At 43.2% G+C, this 17372-nt stretch carries 13 protein-coding genes; 5 read left to right on the plus strand and 8 right to left on the minus strand.

Annotated elements, in window-relative coordinates; translation table 11 throughout:
* Nucleotides 1–39: 39 nt before the first annotated feature.
* Nucleotides 40–2274 (minus strand): DUF4105 domain-containing protein, encoded by a 2235-nt coding sequence (locus AAEY88_RS05295; RefSeq protein ID WP_350560075.1) that lies wholly within the window; start codon nucleotides 2272–2274, stop codon nucleotides 40–42.
* A 104-nt stretch (nucleotides 2275–2378) separates the two neighbouring features.
* Between AAEY88_RS05295 and ampD the strand changes: the two genes are divergently transcribed.
* The 3 genes from ampD to AAEY88_RS05310 all read left to right on the plus strand — a co-directional run bounded on the left by ampD (nucleotide 2379) and on the right by AAEY88_RS05310 (nucleotide 5453).
* Entirely contained in the window at nucleotides 2379–3008 is a 630-nt protein-coding gene (gene ampD / locus AAEY88_RS05300) for a 1,6-anhydro-N-acetylmuramyl-L-alanine amidase AmpD (RefSeq protein WP_407074405.1), read from the plus strand.
* 141 nt (nucleotides 3009–3149) lie between these two features.
* Nucleotides 3150–4700 carry a murein biosynthesis integral membrane protein MurJ gene (gene murJ, locus AAEY88_RS05305; protein WP_350560076.1) on the plus strand — a complete coding sequence of 517 codons (1551 nt, stop codon included), beginning with the start codon at nucleotides 3150–3152 and terminating at the stop codon, nucleotides 4698–4700.
* 129 nt (nucleotides 4701–4829) lie between these two features.
* Nucleotides 4830–5453 (plus strand): hypothetical protein, encoded by a 624-nt coding sequence (locus AAEY88_RS05310; protein ID WP_350560077.1) that lies wholly within the window; start codon nucleotides 4830–4832, stop codon nucleotides 5451–5453.
* Between the two features lie 50 nt (nucleotides 5454–5503).
* Here AAEY88_RS05310 and AAEY88_RS05315 read toward each other — a convergent pair whose 3' ends face one another.
* Nucleotides 5504–6088, minus strand: a complete 585-nt coding sequence (locus tag AAEY88_RS05315) for an N-acetyltransferase family protein (RefSeq protein ID WP_350560078.1) — start codon at nucleotides 6086–6088, stop codon at nucleotides 5504–5506.
* A gap of 183 nt (nucleotides 6089–6271) precedes the next feature.
* On the opposite strand from AAEY88_RS05315, the gene ribF reads away from it, so the two are divergent.
* Complete coding sequence (ribF, locus tag AAEY88_RS05320) at nucleotides 6272–7312, plus strand: riboflavin biosynthesis protein RibF (RefSeq protein ID WP_350560080.1); 1041 nt, start codon at nucleotides 6272–6274, stop codon at nucleotides 7310–7312.
* Between the two features lie 97 nt (nucleotides 7313–7409).
* On the opposite strand, the gene AAEY88_RS05325 is transcribed toward ribF, so the two are convergent.
* The 4 genes from AAEY88_RS05325 to AAEY88_RS05340 all read right to left on the minus strand — a co-directional run bounded on the left by AAEY88_RS05325 (nucleotide 7410) and on the right by AAEY88_RS05340 (nucleotide 12612).
* On the minus strand, nucleotides 7410–7649 hold the full coding sequence (locus tag AAEY88_RS05325) for a DUF2789 family protein (protein ID WP_350560082.1): 240 nt from the start codon (nucleotides 7647–7649) through the stop codon (nucleotides 7410–7412).
* Between the two features lie 332 nt (nucleotides 7650–7981).
* A complete protein-coding gene (locus AAEY88_RS05330) occupies nucleotides 7982–8965 on the minus strand; it encodes a malate dehydrogenase (RefSeq protein WP_350560084.1) in 984 nt (327 codons plus the stop codon).
* A 319-nt stretch (nucleotides 8966–9284) separates the two neighbouring features.
* Nucleotides 9285–10010, minus strand: a complete 726-nt coding sequence (locus AAEY88_RS05335; protein WP_350560086.1) for a hypothetical protein — start codon at nucleotides 10008–10010, stop codon at nucleotides 9285–9287.
* A 478-nt stretch (nucleotides 10011–10488) separates the two neighbouring features.
* Entirely contained in the window at nucleotides 10489–12612 is a 2124-nt protein-coding gene (locus AAEY88_RS05340) for a transglycosylase SLT domain-containing protein (RefSeq protein ID WP_407074406.1), read from the minus strand.
* Between the two features lie 679 nt (nucleotides 12613–13291).
* Here AAEY88_RS05340 and miaB point away from each other — a divergent pair.
* Nucleotides 13292–14782, plus strand: coding sequence for a tRNA (N6-isopentenyl adenosine(37)-C2)-methylthiotransferase MiaB (miaB, locus tag AAEY88_RS05345; RefSeq protein WP_350560088.1), 1491 nt, complete (start codon nucleotides 13292–13294; stop codon nucleotides 14780–14782).
* Nucleotides 14783–14987: 205 nt separating this feature from the next.
* Here miaB and AAEY88_RS05350 read toward each other — a convergent pair whose 3' ends face one another.
* Complete coding sequence (locus tag AAEY88_RS05350; RefSeq protein ID WP_350560090.1) at nucleotides 14988–15710, minus strand: LysE family translocator; 723 nt, start codon at nucleotides 15708–15710, stop codon at nucleotides 14988–14990.
* 279 nt (nucleotides 15711–15989) lie between these two features.
* A complete protein-coding gene (gene argE / locus AAEY88_RS05355) occupies nucleotides 15990–17231 on the minus strand; it encodes an acetylornithine deacetylase (RefSeq protein ID WP_350560092.1) in 1242 nt (413 codons plus the stop codon).
* Nucleotides 17232–17372 lie beyond the last annotated feature (141 nt).

The raw sequence follows: 17372 nt of genomic DNA on the forward strand, positions 1-17372 counted from the left end.
GAGTAACTTAAATCATGATTATTTTATAGTTAACAACGCTTAAAAATAACGTCGATACGACAGTTGCACATCGTCATTGGCATCAACGCGGTCTTGCCACTCATAGCTGGCATTGAGCCGCAGCGCCTGCTTTTTATCGATATCATATTGTAAACCCAGAGTCGTGATAGGCTGCCAGTAATGGCCACGGGCATCAGGCTCATTGCTGTTGCCATGATACCAATATGGCAGTTGCAATTCAGCTTGCACGCGTAACTGATTGTTAATCTGATAAACACAACCCGCGTTCATGCCAGCACTTACGCGATAACCTTTATTAATGCCGCGTCCGACTTGAGCGCCGCCCATCGCCAGCGCATAACAGAGCTGCGGCGGCATCGCGCCCGTGTTCGCTTTTGGGGTGCCAAGCGCCCATGACCAACCAGACTCATAAGCCATACTGCCGACCAAATGGTCGCGCCCCTCCTCTTGCGAGCCATCATTAACGCGATTTGCCTCAATGCTTGCACCCCACGTTTTGCCTTTTTTAGCTGAATTAAGAGGATTAAATGAGCGCCCTTTAATCAAAGTAAAGCTTTGCAGCACCACACTATTGGGAGTTGTTTTATTATTATCATCGCCTTTTTCATTGATACGCAGCGTGGCAGCTAGCCCTTCTAAATTAAAAAACTGCGGGAACCCTGATGGGTTATCTAGCAGATCATGATAGCCTGCGCGCAGTCCGATATCGATATAAGCGTTATCACCGCGCTGCCCGATGCCAACGCTTCCCATTTGCAATGAATGCCGATCTAAAGGGTTGTTATCGATAGAACCAAGGGTGGGTACAAGCAAGGTCTGCCCCTCTGCGGCGATGCTCGATATTGGGTTGGTTTGTGCCGACTTAATCTCATTAAAGGTTTGTTTTGCAGAATTGTGATAGCCCAACTCATCGCGTCCTTGCTTAACGGCATTTAGATGCGCTTGACGCAACGTACCATCGGACGGGGTGTAATGCATATTGGCCAACAACTGTTCTTTATTTAATAATTGGATAACATCAGAAGGAATGACCGCATAAGGCAATTGGCTTAATACCTGCTTTTCGGGGCGTACCACATCAATCAGGCGCAAAATCTCTGAGGCGCAATTATCGGTGGTAAAATAATACGGTAAGTCTAAGTCTTTGGTTTCCCAAACGTGGAACATGATTTGCCGTACTTCCGCGGGCGTCAAGTCCAACTGATAAGTCCAGGTATCACGCTCATCGTCTTTTAAGTACTTAGCAAGTTTTTCTGGATAAGGATCGATTTCGATAATATTGTTATAGCGGCCGGTCATCGATTTGATGGCATAAATAACAAAGCTGTCATCAGGATTGCCATCAACCGTATCATTAAGTGCATAAGCATGATGAATTTGGCTGGGGTCGGCCACACTCGCCTTTGAGTCAATACGCAACAGGGTATGGGCAAAAGCGGACAACGGATTGTCTAAATACTCTTGCGCGAACATCACTGACAATTGCTCAGGAGCTAAGGTTGCCATCCACTCATCAAGTTGTGGACAGTCAGTCTGTAACTGTGATTTATCGATATTTAAAGTCTCTGACAGCCATTGTGTCCGCGCAGGAAAACGGCACAATATAGCATTGTCTGAGACTGTGCGAGTATTGCTATTGCTCGTAGTATTAACCGTATTGTTAGCATTACTCTTATTAACAGCCGTGGTCAATTCTTGAGAAAGTTCAACCAGCATAGCATCAAGCTCTGCCCCTGAATCTTGCCGACCATTCTCACTTAAAAAGAAATCTTTATCATTGACCACGCTTTTAGTCTTACTCTTGCCTAGTAAACTTTTTTTATCATCGAGAAAATATAACAAGCGTCGCCATGTTATATGCTGGGCAAGATTGTCTGCTTGTACTTGTTTGCGCCACGTTGCCAGATATTGCTCAGCGTTGTTTTTTTGAGCGTTTTGTAATGGTATTGCATCATTGATATTAATATTATTGGTACTGTTATTAGCGCTATTATTAGCGTCATTATTAGTACTATTATTTTGACCAGTCGCTGATGTTATGTCAGCAGTTGAGGTTGTCGCCACTAATTGCGGTGACTGCCCTGATGTCTCTGCTGACAGGGCACCTGTAGTCACCACCGATAATGGTGTCGGCAAAAATGCTGGTGCGGGCGCGGATAACAGTAGCCCTACGATGGCAAGCGGCAAACAGGCGCGCTGACTTATTGGGCGTGGTGTAGACTCTACAGATATAGTATTCGATTTTATAGACATGGCACCACCTCTCACCTTTTATCATTCACACGCTATCAGCATTATTAAGATCTGTTTAATTTTATCACCACCAACCACTCAATAACCTCACAACAGAGACTATTATGTCACTCACATCATTACCCTCACAGTCACCTTTATCGCAGCCAGCACCGTCGATGATCATTAATGAAGGGCGCTTATCAGCAGCAACCTGGCTGTGCTCGCCCAATAATAATAAACGTCCTGACGGCATAGCTGTCGATACTATCGTCATTCATAATATTAGTTTACCGCCGAATGAGTTTGGTGCATGTGCTGCAAATGGCCTGCATTATGTCAAAGCCTTATTTACCAATCAGCTAGATTGGCAGGCACATCCGTATTTTCAAACCATTGAGGGCGCAGAAGTTTCAGCGCATCTATTTATTGAGCGTGATGGTGCGATTACCCAATTTGTAAATCTTAACGCGCGCGCATGGCATGCCGGCAAGTCCAGTTATCTGGGTCGCACAGAATGTAATGATTATAGCATTGGCATTGAGCTGGAAGGGTCCGATTTTGTGCCCTTCACGGAGGCTCAGTATGAGGCCTTGACGCAAGTAGTCGCCGCTATTTATCACGCTTATCCAAAAACACGCCGACATTTAACCGGACATAGTGATATCGCTCCGAGCCGTAAAACCGATCCGGGTGATTATTTTGAATGGGCAAGATTACGTAAAATGGTTTCTCAGCGGCCCACTACCTCTTAATCATTCAATTATTTAAATGACACTCTACATTCCATAACCATTTCATTTATATATGCCATGAAAATGCTATAATCCGTCAGTTTTTTTGACCTTAGTAAATTAATAGACAACTTAGCAAACCAACAAGCACAATGGGTTCTCATGGCAAAAAGTCGGTTATTTCGTTCAACCATGGTGGTTAGTAGCATGACCATGCTGTCGCGCATCTTAGGATTGGTACGTGATATCGTATTGCTAGGGGTTTTTGGCGCAGGTGGTCTGATGGATGCCTTTTTGGTCGCCTTTAAGATACCCAATTTTTTGCGGCGGTTATTTGCCGAAGGTGCCTTTAGCCAAGCCTTTGTGCCGGTATTATCAGAATATAAAGAAAAATATAGCCTACAGCAGGTACAGATATTAGTCAGTCGTACTTCAGGCGCGCTCTTGCTGATTTTATCGATGCTTACCGTGGTGGTGATCTTGATGGCACCGTGGGTAGTGACCTTATTTGCGCCCGGCTTTGCTGACCAACCCGATAAATTCGCGATTACTGCGGAACTATTACGCCTAACTTTTCCTTATTTATTGTTTATCTCCATGACCGCTTTTGCTAGTGGTATTTTACAGAGCTACGGACGTTTTGCCGCGCCTGCCTTTGCACCTGTATTATTAAATTTGTGCATGATTGGTGCAGCGCTGGTATTTGCACCTATGTTCGAGACGCCCATTATGGCGCTCGGCTATGCAGTGGCCATCGCCGGTTTATTACAATTATTAATTCAACTACCACAGTTATCGCAACAAAAACTCTTGGTATTGCCTAAAATTGACTTTCAGCATGAAGGCGTCAGACGTATATTAAAACTGATGCTACCCGCCATTTTTGGGGTGTCCGTTACTCAGATTAATCTACTGCTCAATACCATATTTGCCTCATTAATGATTGGCGGTTCGGTCTCGTGGCTATATGCTGCTGAGCGTATGAGTGAGCTGCCACTGGGACTGATTGGGGTGGCGATTGGTACGGTCATTCTACCAAGCTTATCAAAAAGTGAAGCTCAAAAAGATGACATAACCTTTAAGAAAACCATTGATTGGGCGGCGCGGTTGATTGTGGTGGTCGGTCTACCAGCTGCAGCGGCATTATTTATGCTCTCTGATGTGCTGATGCAGGCACTATTCTTACGCGGTGAGTTTACTATGCGTGATGCGCAAATGAGTTCACTGGCGCTACGTAGTATGGCGGGTGGCATCTTAGGCTTTATGCTGATTAAAGTATTTGCTCCTGCATTTTTTGCCCGTCAAGATATTCGCACACCAGTGAAAATCGGTATTATTTCTGTCTTTGCCAATATGATTTTTAGTGTCATTTTTATTGGTATATTCTACTTTTTGAAAATTCCACTACATGGCGGTCTGGCGCTTGCGACCACTGGCGCCTCTTTTGTCAATGCTGGCTTATTGTATTATTTCTTACACAAACGCGATATTTTCCGCTTTGGTGCACATTGGAAAAAACTCTTTGCCCAGTTTGCGATTGCCACCAGCGCTATGGTTGGCACACTTTATGTGATGCTGCCCTATTTTCCGACCGATTCAGCACAGTGGCGACGACTGATTGCGTTGCTCATTATGTGTAGCGTTGGCGCCGTGGTTTATGGAGTAGTACTACTGGCAAGTGGCTTTCGTCCGCGTCAGCTTAAACATGGTTAGTAGATTGGTTATGTTAACTTAGCCATGCTTTACCAAACAGGCACAAGCTTAAATTAATCAGCGACTGTTAATGACACTAATAGTTGCCATAATTGGCTATCACAGCATAAATGAATTTTGAGGTTTGATATGAAGTCTAAACAGTTAACATTTAAACGTTTGCCAATGCTGCTCGCCACGGGTGTATTAAGTACGGGGTTGCTATTAAGCAGTTGCAGCAATAATGATACCGCAGAGACAGAAGTAAATGCTGAGGACGCGGCTACGGTTACCACTACCCAAGAGGCAGATAGCCAAACGACTACTGTAAATAATAATAATGTAAATGATACTGAAAAAACAGCCGCAACCACTGATGCTAAAGCAGAAGCGTCTGATACCGAAACGGTGAGCAAGACCATCAATCCGACAGCAGCAGCTGATAAGCAACCCAGTTTACTCACCAATCCCACCCAAATAGGCACAGCAGAAAATACTGTCAAGCTGGCACTCGATACCTTGTATTATGGTGATGTCGAAAAAGCCGCAACTTATTATAAAGTGGATATGGCTAACTTCAGCGATGAGCTGAAAAAAACCCAATTCGCCTTTCAGCAAACGGTTGAAGCCGTCACTATCACCAATACTAAATACAATAGCGATAAAACTCGTGCTACTGTTACTGGTGAGCTTAGGTTAAAAAATCAAAAACAACCGGCACCACTGACCTATGAGTTACAAAAGATAGAGGGTGAATGGAAGATTTTGGGTTAGAACTTTTATACCAATTAACTTAATTTAGATAATGAAGGCGACCGCTTATATTAATCGTCAGAGGCTACCGCTTTACCCAGTATCACGACATCAGCGATGAAGCCTTGCATATCGCAGACTTGCGGCATGTAGCCCCACTGCTCAAAGCCAAGCTTATGAAACAGTCCTAAACTTGGTTGATTATGGGAAAATACAAGTGCCACCACATTACGAAGACCAAGGCTTGGTGCTTGGGTCATCATCCAGCGCGTTAAAGAGCTGCCCAAACCTTGTCCGTGGTAGCCTTGATGCAAATAGATACTGATCTCACTACTGATATGATAAGCCGTACGCGCATATAAATCACTAAAACTGCCCCATGCCACGATTATCGGTGAGGCATCATTTTGGATATTAGTTTGGTCAATATCTGTAATAGCTTTGACCACATATATCGGACGCGTAGGATGGTTAAGGTGTTCTTGAAACCAAGTGACACGCTCTTCAGTGGTAACCGGTGCTAAGTTAGCCGTGGCTTGTTTACCGGCGATGCTTTGGTTGTAAATATCTAGAATAGCTGGCAAATCATGGTTACTCGCACGCTGAACCATAAACTGGTTGTTGAGGCTAGTAGATGTACCGTTGACGTCAGACATAGCGTTTCTCATCATTGGGAATAGGTGTTTAGTAATGCGTCGTTAGTGATACGCTGTTAGTAGTGCGCCTTTAAGTATGTGCATAGCGCTATTTTACTTTATAATAGCAGGCCTTAGACACATCAAATTCGATTTTAGATGTGTTTTTCTTTATTTAACTGGTCTTATCATAGCTGTAAATTTATGAATACCTATTTTCTTGAACAACTGATTGCCACGCACCTCAATGACAGTCCAATAGAATTAGCACCTTGCGTGTTGACTATCGGTAACTTCGATGGCGTGCATTTGGGTCATCAAGCGATGCTGGCCAAAGTACGCAGACTAGCAGATGAGCACCAGCTTGGCTCTGCAGTGATGCTATTTGAACCGCAGCCGCGTGAGTTTTTTGCGCCGGCGACTGCCCCCGCACGCCTTACTAATCTTGCAGAAAAACAAGCCTTACTAGCCGAATATGGGGTTAAAACCTTAATCGTTGCCAGCTTCGATAGTGATTTTCGTTCCCTATCCGCCCAAGCGTTTGCTGATCTTTTGGCGCTACGCTTAAATGTAAAAGCGTTAGTATTGGGGGATGATTTTCGCTTTGGTCACGATCGAACTGGTGACAGTCAGTTTTTGCGTGACTATGGCTTGCACGTGACCAATCTGGATACGGTTACTGATGATAATCCTATTGATAAAAACAGCGCTGAGCGCATTAGCTCTACTCGCATTCGTGATCTGCTACTAGCCGGTGATATTAGCGCTGCCAATCGTTTGCTTGGACGTGATTATGCCAACATAGGTTCTGTCATTGGCGGCGATAGAATTGGTCGTACGATGGATTTTCCAACTGCTAATATTGATCTAGCGCGGCTAAAACCGGCGCTACACGGTATTTTTGCCGTCGATGTGGTAAGCCTTAATGAGAGTGGACAGGTGATTTCTAATGGACTTACTAAACTCGCCACTCACGGCAAAACAGGCATAGCTGGTTTACGTCCACATAGCTTATTTGGTACCGCCAGTATTGGTACCAGGCCCTCTGTGGATAAAGCTCATGACTGGCGTTTAGAGGTCCATTTCCCCCAGTTGCAAGCTGATTTATATGGGCAGATGCTACATGTGCGATTTTTGCATTTTTTACATGGCGAACGTCACTATGACAGCTTAGAGGCGCTAAAATCTGGTATCCATAACGATGTGCAGAATTTAATCGAATGGCGCGCACAGCAGCGTGGTTAAACTTAAAAACTGAATTTAAGAACCAGATTTAAGAACCATAAAAAACCCACAAGCTAACAAACTGTGGGTTTTATTTTATAAGCTTTTATATAAATAATTAAGCGCTGGGATGCATGCGAACGTTCAAATCATCGATAATTTCCACCCATGCAGCATCTTTTTCCCATTCTTCTTGTAAGAACATACGTTGATTGTCATTCCAAACATCGGACTCTATGAGCTTTTCATCTTTTGCCAGTTGATGTTTTTCAACGAAATTGTCGATAGCTTGATCTGAGCTATCCAGTCCTAATTGAGCAAATAAGTCATTAATAGTATAATCTGGTTCACCTAACATCGTCTTTCTCCTTGAAGTTTTTTGATTAATCATGCTGGTTTGTTTTTTATGGCTTGTTGTTTATCTACTTTCGTATATCTAAATTATGTCTAAACTTTTAAATGCTTATTTATTGTAGCAAAGCTCATTTTAAAAGCTGTTATTCAACGTTACCAATTATGTTAACGGCTATTATATTAACGTCTATTAGGTTAACGTCTATGTAACAGTAGGGATTTAAGACGCAAAAAAGCCCTCGAATTTAAGAGGGCCTTTCTATTTTAATTTGCTAACTCTGGTTATTCACGAGCTAGCAAATTAATAACTTATCTAACTATTCATCCACTATCTACTTATGGAAGTAGATGCGCTACCGCGTCACGCTCTTCGCTAAGCTCTTGCTCAGTGGCGGCCATTTTCTCTTTAGAGAAATCTGATGACACATCAACGTCAGCAACGATAGACCAATCGCCATCTTTACAAGTACATGGGAATGAATAAATCAAGCCTTCAGCGATACCGTATTCGCCATTAGAGTAAACACCCATTGATACCCAATCGTTGTCTTCGGTACCCATTACCCACGTACGTACGTGTGCAATAGCAGCATTGGCGGCAGAAGCTGCTGAAGAAGCCCCGCGAGCTTTAATAATTGCCGCACCGCGTTGTTGTACTTCTGGGATATAAGTCGCTTCGTACCAATCACGATCAACTAAGTCTAAAGCTGGCTTACCGTTAACGGTACAAGCAGTCAAATCAGGATACTGAGTTGATGAATGGTTGCCCCAGATGATCATTTTTTTCACGTCATTAATGGTGCTGTCAGTTTTACCAGCCAACTGAGCCATGGCGCGGTTATGATCCAAACGAGTCATCGCAGTGAAGTTACGTGGGTCTAAATCTGGTGCATTACGCTGAGCAATAACCGCGTTGGTATTAGCAGGGTTACCCACAACCAATACTTTAACATCACGGCTAGCAACGTCATTTAAGGCTTTGCCTTGGGCTGAGAAAATCGCCGCATTGGCCTCTAATAAATCTTTGCGTTCCATACCTGGGCCACGAGGACGTGAGCCGACTAATAAAGCATAGTCGATATCTTTAAAGGCGACTTTGGCATCATCAGTTTGCACAATACCTGCTAATAAAGGAAATGCACAGTCTTCTAATTCCATGACCACACCCTTTAGCGCGTCAAGTGCAGGGGCGATTTCAAGTAATTGCAAAATAACAGGCTGATCTTGACCTAGCATCTCACCAGATGCAATACGAAAAAGCATGGCATAGCTGATATTTCCAGCGGCACCAGTCACGGCAACACGTAAAGGCTGTTTCATAAAATATTCCCTAATTGATTATTAGATAATGTCATTGTCATTCTAGACATGGTCATTTTAAATATCGACTTGCTAAATGATAGCAGTCACAAACCGAGGGTTAGTGTAGCACTTCGTTTGGTAAACCGTCTAGAGACAATACAACGTAGGCTTCGGTCTATATTGTTACATTTTATACATACAAAAGTTTAGTAGTAATTAGAATCAGATGAAATAAAATAGCTGAGAAGGAATTACATGACCTCTTAATTAAGCAAATAAGTTCTATAAAGCTTGCAAAAATAAAAATATTGAAAGGTCATAAGTGTTGAAAGGCAATCTATTTTCCACCTGATATAATGAAATTTTTACCGCAATTATCTACCACGTTGGTACAGCTACCAAAATCATTGCCTTCGTAGCAAACATGGATGTCGGTAAGTATCGACTGACGACGGCTACCGTCTTGACAAATTAGATCAATACTTGAGGACGTCATACCACTATTTAGACGCGTCATTTGTCTAACAAAACTTGACTTAGAAACGGTATAACTATTGCCCGTATTAAGCTCATTAGGCAGTTTTAGTTGTCCGGCATGATTGATAATCTGGCGAAAGTAACTGCTGGCGCTTAGCGGACTACATACCCCATAGCGTTGCCATGCTTGGCTACGAACTGTAATATCCGGCATAATACGGTTGACTATTTTGAGCTGTAGTGGCGTTAATCGCGGCTCACTACCGCGTCCGCAGCGCTCGCCATAACCCAAATCTAAACCCGATACTGTTAGTGAATAACCCTCTAAACACTGACGCATACGGGCACGCGAAGGTTGCAGATTACATAATGCTGGCGTCATCTCAATCATCAATACGCGCTGTCCAGTCTTGGCCATACTAGCCGCTTGGGCTGGAATTAGCAGCGCGCCTTGCATCAATAAGAAGCCGACCATACTAAACATTGTATTACGTTTAATGGTCTGCTTTTTATCCGATGAACGTCTACTTAGTTGCTCTAACCGTTGAAGCTTTAAAACAGCGCACATCAGCGCCTGATTGGACATTTGACGTTCCATAGGTCTAAATATTGGCAGTTTTAGATATTTTTTTATCATAAGTAACAGGTCATTCAGCAGTTATCAAACAGGGCCTATAGGCTTATTCTATGGTGCTAATAATTATCTATATGCTCATAACTAAGTGCTAACAACATAGGAACTAAATAAACGAGATTAAGTAAACGCGATTAAATAACCGTTAAGAGTAAGATATAGAATCTAGCTAAGGTAATGTTAACAAAACGCGTTTTTTAATCTATAGCAAAAGCGTAAGCTTAGCGTAAAGTTTTTAGAAAATAAGCGTACAGAATCTTACTTATCGCTTTAGAGAACCAACAAACAACAAGCCATCAGCAAGTCATTGCTAATGGCTTATTTTTAGTATTGTAGATACTTATCCTGATACATCATAACGACTGCGTAACTATTGCTGTTACCAACAAGCTTTCTAGCTTCTCTATTCTCTAGCTTCCGGCAAGCTGCTTTAAAACGCTGCAGGAATCGTCCCCATTCGCTGACTGATTGGTTGGGGACGCCCAAGCAAGCTACTATAAATGGTAGCATTTTCCATTACATGCTTGACGTAGTTACGAGTCTCAGGATAGGCAATCGATTCGACATACTGGTCAGCAGCCAGTGAGCCATAAGTAGGCTGCCAACGCTTGGCTTTATTGGGCCCAGCATTGTAGCCCGCAGTTGCAAGAACCGGCTGATAGTTTAGTTTGGTTAAGATATCGCTCATATACCAGGTGCCATAACGAATATTGGTGTCACCACTGTTAGCACGGCTAGAACTGTAGGACTCGCCTAAATTACGCGCGATATATTTTGCGGTATCGGGCATAATTTGCATCAAGCCACTAGCACCCACATTGGAGCGCGCTGAGGTTACAAAGCGGCTTTCTTGACGCATAATACCATACGCCCATGCTGGATCAATACCGGCTGACTGACTATAACGAACGACGGTATCTTGGTGCGGCATCGGATGTGATAGCGCTAAAATATTGGCATTGTCGGTATTATCAGCCGCATAAACAGCACGATCCAGCCAGCCCATATCATGAGCTTGACGAGCAGCAGCAATAATTAAATTGTCGTCACGATTGTCGCGCGCTTGCTTCACCGCCCAGTTCCATTCACGGTTGGCGTAAGCACGGTTGGTATCAGCATTATATAAAGCAAAGGCGCGTGCAAAATCTGGATTTTGCATTACCCGCGCGCGATCGTTATTACTGACGTTCGGTAAGTTACTACCGCCCATACGGCCAGCATCGAAACGTTGCCCGACTTTATCTTTTGCCATGAGTCCATAATATTCATGGCTTTTGGCGAGATGCTGATACATTTTTTGAGCGATATTACGCTTATTGCCATCGCTTGATTGCTCATAAGCGCGCGCGAGCCAATACTGCCACTGGTTGGCCTTTTGAGTTTCTGCATCCATTTGGGAGATGGCTTCAATCACATCATTCCAACGACCAAATCGAATGGCGGCTTTGGCATAATCTTCGGCTTCTTCAAAATTAAAGTCATTATCTAAGCTGCTGCGAAACCAGTCGACGGCCTCCGCATTAAAACCATCATCAGTATTGTGGCTCATACGCTGCACCCCAAGGATGCGATAAGCGTAACGACGGGTCTCATCATTTAATAACCGCGCTGAACGCTGATTGTCTTGCTTGATATCGAAGTCAAGCTGTAGTGCGGCTTCACGATAAGATTTGTTGGCGATCCGGCCGATGGCGTACAGATATAAATATTGATTGGTTTGGCTGTTTGGCTGCAGCCCAAAACGGCTAAAAAATGAGGAGGGGTTTAACTGAATATCACTTAGCGCTGAATAAGTAATGGGCGTGCCAAGACGTGACGATAGTGCCATAATGTCGCCGGTATTACCTTTACGTAGCATACGCTTCAGACGCGCGGCGCGATCTTGATTGCTAATTAGCGCGTTGTCATTCATCTCTGTTGCCAATTGCTCACATAGCGCCGGCTGCTTTAAGGTACTGAGCCAAACATCTGACTTTTCTGCCAGCGCACGCATGGTATCGCCGCCATGATTAAATCCAAGACCAATCGCACAGCGCTCACTACTATCGGCATTGGTAATTAAGTTTGCCACTTGACGCACTGAAGCATAATCCCCTGAGGCCGCTTTAGTCTCAGCAAAATCTGCAACCAGTTTTTCTGCCATCACGGTATTGGGATATTGACGCACAAACTGCGACACAGCCGCTGAGCTTTGCGCATTCAAATCCAAATTCATTCGCCAATATGTTGGATACATGGCAAATAAACCACCACTCATCAGCTGTTCATAGTTATATAATGCGCTAACATCACCACGATCAGCGGCCTGTGCTGCTGCGTTGAATGAATCAATACTGCTGTCCTGCTGATAACTGCTGCTATAAGGTGCTGGCTGCGCACACGCTACTTGAGATAATCCTAGCGCGCTCATTGCCGTTGCTAAACTAAGCGCGCCCACCCGCAGTGAGCCCACATCTAAACGGTTAAGCATCAGCATTGGGCTGGCTTTACGTTTAGGCATATCATTATTGTGGCTGTGACGATGAATGCGCTTAGCAGTGTGCGGCTTTGTCATACTTACTCTCTTTATGATCTTATAGTCACACCCAAATAAATCCGCTACAGCATTAACCGCGCTTGCCATACTGGCTTTAATAAAGCAGCTACAGCCTGCACTCGGTTTTTTTGTACTGAAAATATCGAAATTATTTAGATTCAACTTTAGGGGTTATTTGGTATTCGACTTGTTAGTATCTACTTAGTATCTACATTTTTTAGTAATAGTACTTTTTGATACAGTATCTTTTAATGTGATTAATTTTAGTATAAAGGCTTATTACTTATCATACTATATTCGTTCAACTTTCAACCACCGTCCTTACCATTTATCAATAAATACGATAGCGACGCGTAACACAGAGATGACGCAGCTATAAAATAGCCCTGTTGCCTAAACCTTTGCTATCCAAACAGATATTATTTAACAACGTACCCTTAGCAAGTATCTACCTATTATATGATTCATTAACTCGCACGCCCATTCAATATTAGCAGCTATGAGTAATAATAAATAATACGATAAATAATTGATACTATTATAAATAATGAGTCTTAATTATACATAAATGAATTCGGTTAGTTTTCACATTGTGATACGATTATGATAAAATATGCCACCATTTAAGACAGATTACCGATATTATTTTCGATAATCTAGTCATTATCTTTCATTTGTCAGTCATGGACTTTCGCTTATGAGTGTTACAGTATTTAATCCCCGTATTGATGATTTGGCGGACACTACATCTGCTGTCAATGCACTCGTAGAGCCAATTTTAGAACCAGCTTCAGCGACTGCACCCGAAAATGCAGTGACCGCCAAAAAAGTCTTTATTACCACCCAAGGCTGCCAGATGAATGTCTATGATTCTAGCAAAATGCTCGACGTCCTTGGTGATTCGCACGGAATGGAGGTGACGCATAATATCGATGAAGCCGATGTGTTGCTGATGAATACCTGCTCAATCCGTGAAAAAGCCGAAGAAAAAGTATTTTCGGAATTAGGTCGCTGGCGCAAACTAAAAGAAAAACGTCCGGACTTAGTGATTGGTGTTGGTGGCTGCGTGGCATCGCAAGAAGGCGATAATATCCAAAAGCGCGCGCCCTATGTCGATATGATATTCGGTCCACAAACCTTACATCGTTTGCCAGAGTTGTATGATCAATCAAATGAACAGCGTGATATCTCACCTAAGAATCGAATTGGTACGATTGATATCTCATTTCCCAGTATTGAGAAGTTCGACTTTTTACCAGAACCCCGAGTGGAAGGTTATAAGGCTTTTGTTTCTATCATGGAAGGCTGCTCGAAATATTGCTCGTTTTGCGTCGTGCCTTATACCCGTGGTGAAGAACTCTCACGTCCACTTGATGATGTGTTAGCAGAGATTGACAGTCTTGCGGCTCAAGGTATTCGTGAGATTAATTTATTGGGTCAAAACGTCAATGGCTATCGCGGTGAAAAAGACGACGGTAACATTTGCCGTTTTGCTGAGCTGCTCCATTATGTCTCGCATGTGGACGGCGTTGAGCGTATCCGCTATACCACCAGCCATCCGCTAGAATTTACTGATGATATCATTGACGCTTATGCGCAACTGCCCGAACTGGTATCGCATCTGCATCTACCGGTACAAAGTGGCTCTAATACAATATTAGCCGCGATGAAACGTAACCATACTATTGACGTTTATATCAATCAAATTAATAAGCTCAGAGCTATTCGCCCTGATATTTACTTGTCCAGTGACTTTATTATCGGCTTCCCCGGTGAGACTGATGAGGACTATCAACAGACCTTGCAGTTGGCAAAAGACTTAGACTTTGATCATTCTTATAGCTTTATTTATTCCAAGCGTCCGGGTACACCAGCAGCAGAATTACCGGATGATGTGAGCTTTACTACTAAGAAACAACGTCTAGCGGAATTCCAGAAGGTAATTATAGATTCTACTTTGCAAAAATCTCATGATATGATCGGTACAACAACACGGGTACTGGTTGAGCAAGTGGCCAATCGTCATCCTGAGTGCTTAATCGGTACTGCCGATAATACGCGTACGGTGATGTTCCCTTATAATCCTGAGCAAATGGATGAGCTATTGGGTAAAATCGTCAGCGTCCGTATTACTGACTTTGTCAGTCCGCATATGGTCAAAGGTGAGCTTGAGGCCATATTGGCTTAAAAGCATACTAAAGCATATGACTATTATCTCTATAAAAAAGCCGCTAAGATTGATCTCTTAGTGGCTTTTTTTATCTGTGATTTCTTAGTATATTTATGATTTTAGGGTTTTATGCTTTTAGAATTTTCTTAGACATTTAGAATCAATCACTGCTGTTAAGTAAAGCGCAACCTATGCAACCTTTAATCACAGCATTTTAATCGCCTTATAAGGTACTAATAACGTCAACAATTAAAGCGGCTGCGATTAGAATAAAGATCACTCCGCAACCACGATTGAGCCACGCCAAGCGCTCGCCAACATCGAGCCAACCTGCTAATTTTTTACCACCGATGGTATAAATAAGCTGCCAAATAGTCTCGCTTAAAAACAGCCCTACAGTCAACATAATATATTGCGGCCATAGTGGCGCACTAAAATTGATAAATTTAGGAAAAAAAGCGGCAAAAAACAAAATCGCCTTTGGATTAGATAAGGATACCCACATGCCAGTTCTGAATAGTATCCAGTCGTTAGGAACCGACTTAACGGCTGCACTAGACAGTGAGCGTGGCAAAGGTTTAGCAGACCTATCAGGGTTTGGTGTCAGCTCAGCGCTAACCTCTGCACTCATCGCGCTTGCATCACTCATCAAGCTACTATTATTAGTATCACGCCATGAGCTAATGCCTAAATATATTAAATATAACGCACCGATGGTCTTAATAACCGTCAGCAGCCACGGTGACTGGCGGCTGATCACATCTAGACCGAGTAGCGTGGAAAGTAGCAGAATAAATAGCCCAAGACTCAACCCCGCGAGCGTCCATAACGTGCGCTTAACGCCATAATTGAGACCATATTGAAACGCCAGCAACATATTAGGCCCTGGGGTAGCTGATATAAAAAACGTACTTGCAAAAAATACCACAAACAGATGCCAAGACATCAACCAACCCCTACCTTATCGTTTAAAAACATTTAATTTTAAATCGTATCACTGTGAACCATTTGGCTCTAAAAAGTAAACACCGCCATTAAGACGGTGTCTTTTATCCTAACCAGTATTAAAAATGGTTTATGAGTAATTTTGTAGCTGTAATTTAGGGGAAATAAACGTGCTACTTTGAGAATCTATGTACATAATTCACGAACAATCAAGTCAAGTGCTCTTTGCTAAATTGTAGAGGCCACATGATCGAGTGCCAAATTAACTAACGATAATTACCTAACGACAACTATCTAACAGGCGCTGCAAAAAACCATCACAGCGCTCAATCTCACTCAGCTCAACATATTCATCGGCTTTATGTGCCTGTTCAATACTACCCGGGCCACAGATAATTGTGGGAATACCAGCATTGGTAAACTGACCACCCTCGGTTGCATAGGCGACTTTATGGCGTTTATCATCCTCGACCAGCGCTGCTATTAACTGTTGAAGCTCATCACTGTCATCATCGGTCATCGCTGGCACGCTTTCTTCTTGATACAGCTCAATACTCGTCTCAGGCGCACGCGCTTGCATCTGTGCACTCAGCTCGTCTACCTTCGCTTGAATCGGCACTAAAATATCGTCCTGAGTCATGTGCGGCAGATTGCGATAATCAAAGGTAAACTCGCACAAGTTAGGAACGATGTTGGTCGCAGTGCCGCCTTGAATCGTACCCACCGATAAGGTCGAATAGGGCACATCAAACAACGCATCCCCATTATCAAGAGCGTCATCACGGACACTTAATTGCTCCGCTAAACTATCAACAAATCCCACCAAACGACTGGCATAGCTGATGGCATTGACACCTTGCATCGTCAATGATGAATGCGCGGACTTGCCATGCACACGGCAGCGATAAACCGCAATGCCTTTATGCGCCACCACCATCGTCATATTAGTCGGTTCACCAACGATACAATAGTCCGGTTTGATACCACGCGCTTTTAAGTCTGCTAATATTAATGGCGCCCCTAAGCAGCCGACTTCTTCATCAAATGATAAAGCCAAATGTAGCGGGCGACGCAGCTGACCGGCTTTAGATAAAGTGGCAGCAGATGGCAATAAAGTCAACACACAAGCAATAAAGCCTTTCATGTCGCAAGCACCGCGACCATAAAGACGCGATCCGCGAATCGTAGCGTTAAATGGCTCAGATGTCCATTCTTGACCATCGACTGGTACCACATCGGTATGACCAGAGAGCACCAATCCACCATTGTTTATGTCAGCGTTTTTACCTGCTGGTATGGTGACAAATAAATTGGCTTTATTTTGCGCCTCATTAAAGGTTAAATCTACTGTCAAGCCTAGCTGCTCACAGTAAGCTTGCACGTCTTTTATTAACGCTAAATTCGAATGGCGACTGACTGTATCGAAGCCGATTAGACGCGTTAGCCAATCGATACTTTGCTTAGGATAAGACGCGCCAGAGTTGAGCTGAACATCGCTATTGTTATTAGTATTTGAAGACATTGGATATCCCTTTAGTCAATCTACTTTAAAATGGTTACCGTATGGCTGGGAGAAATTTATGTGTCGTATCTATTTTATTGGGTAGTAACTATATTGAATGAAAGCAACGTTAAGGTTCCTGTTAGATACATGGCGTATAAC

The organism is Psychrobacter sp. CAL346-MNA-CIBAN-0220, from assembly GCF_040309805.1.
Lineage (GTDB): Bacteria > Pseudomonadota > Gammaproteobacteria > Pseudomonadales > Moraxellaceae > Psychrobacter.